Source organism: Mycobacterium gordonae, from assembly GCF_002101675.1.
Lineage (GTDB): Bacteria > Actinomycetota > Actinomycetes > Mycobacteriales > Mycobacteriaceae > Mycobacterium > Mycobacterium gordonae.
In genome coordinates this window covers 1-1,242 of record NZ_LQOY01000156.1, presented here as the reverse complement: position 1 = coordinate 1,242, position 1,242 = coordinate 1, and the positions used below count along the sequence as shown (strand labels likewise).

At 71.6% G+C, this 1,242-nt stretch carries 1 protein-coding gene; it reads right to left on the bottom strand.

Translation table 11 applies throughout. The annotated features are described in order from the left end of the window. A partial coding sequence (locus tag AWC08_RS22845; RefSeq protein WP_414855603.1) for an HNH endonuclease occupies positions 1-1,241 on the bottom strand: 1,241 nt, incomplete at its 3' end. Between the last annotated feature and the right edge of the window lies 1 nt (position 1,242).

The window sequence follows — 1,242 nt, the reverse complement described above, 5'->3', positions numbered from 1 at the left end:
TCGCTGATGTCGATGCGCGGGTAGATCGGTGGTGCGGCGGATCGGTATCGGGCGTCGGTGGGGGTGATGAATTCGGTGGTGTGGATGCCGTTTTCGTCGTGGGTGGTGACGGTCCAGCCGGGTGATTCTTTGGCGTAGTTGCAGCGTTCGCACAGGCCTTGGCCGTTGGCGGCGGTGGTCGCTCCGCCGCGTGCGGCGGGGGTGATGTGGTCGCGGTGGCGGATGGGGGCGTCGCAGTAGGGGGTGCGGCAGGTTTGGTCGCGCAGGTTGATGAACTCGGCCAGCCCACGCGGGAAGGTCCGCGCGCGTGATTCCATGGCGACCAGCGCCCCGGTGGTGGGGCTGGCGTACAGCCGGCGCAGGGTGGTCAGGGAGTGGTGGTCGGCCAGGGCGGCGGTGAGCCAGCGGCGGGCCACCTCGGCCGGGATCGGCCCATAGTTCTCGACCGTCGCGGGGTCGTCGTCGCCGCCGAGCAGGGCGCGGTCGGAGATCACGACGTTGAGCGCGATCGGGGCTGCGGTGGTGGCAGGGGTGCCGGTGATGCGCTCGACGAGGGTGTCGGCCATGACCTGCCCGCGGCTGCGTCCGTCGAAAGTGGTGTCCGCGGCGCGGCGCAGCGCGGCGTAGACCCCGACGCCCTGGGCGACGGGCAGCAGGGCGCTGACCCAGGTCATGGTGTCCGGTGCCGGGCGGATGGTGACGGTGCGGTCCTGGACGGCTTTGGCGGCGCGCTCTACCACGGCCCGCGCGTCGAGCCGGTAGGCGATGTGTTTGGCCGCGGCGGCGATCCGCTTGTCCCCGAGCCCCACCACCTTGTCCATCTCGGTGCACAGTTCGCGGTCCAGCGCGCGGCGGTCCTCCACATCCAGACACGCCGATTCCCGCACGATCAGGGTGGCCCGCCATTCGCTGAGCGCCCCGTGCTCGAGTGCGGACAGGGTGTAGGGCATCTCGTGGACCAGGGCTTTGGCGAACCCCAGATGCCGGCCCCCGCGCGCCGGGGAATCGTGGCGGGCCAGGGCCACTTCGCTGGCCACGCCGCGGCCCCGTTGGGCCGCCGCCACCCCCGCGGCCGCCTCCGCGGACCGTCGGGCAGCATCCAAGGCGGCCGCCGCGCGGGCCTGACCTGCGGCCGCCGCGGATTTGACCTGCTCCAGCTCGGTGATGAACGCGGTCAGCTCCGCTTCGGTGGCACCGGGCGGCACCCGCGAGAACTGATCTAATTCGAACACATGTTCGATA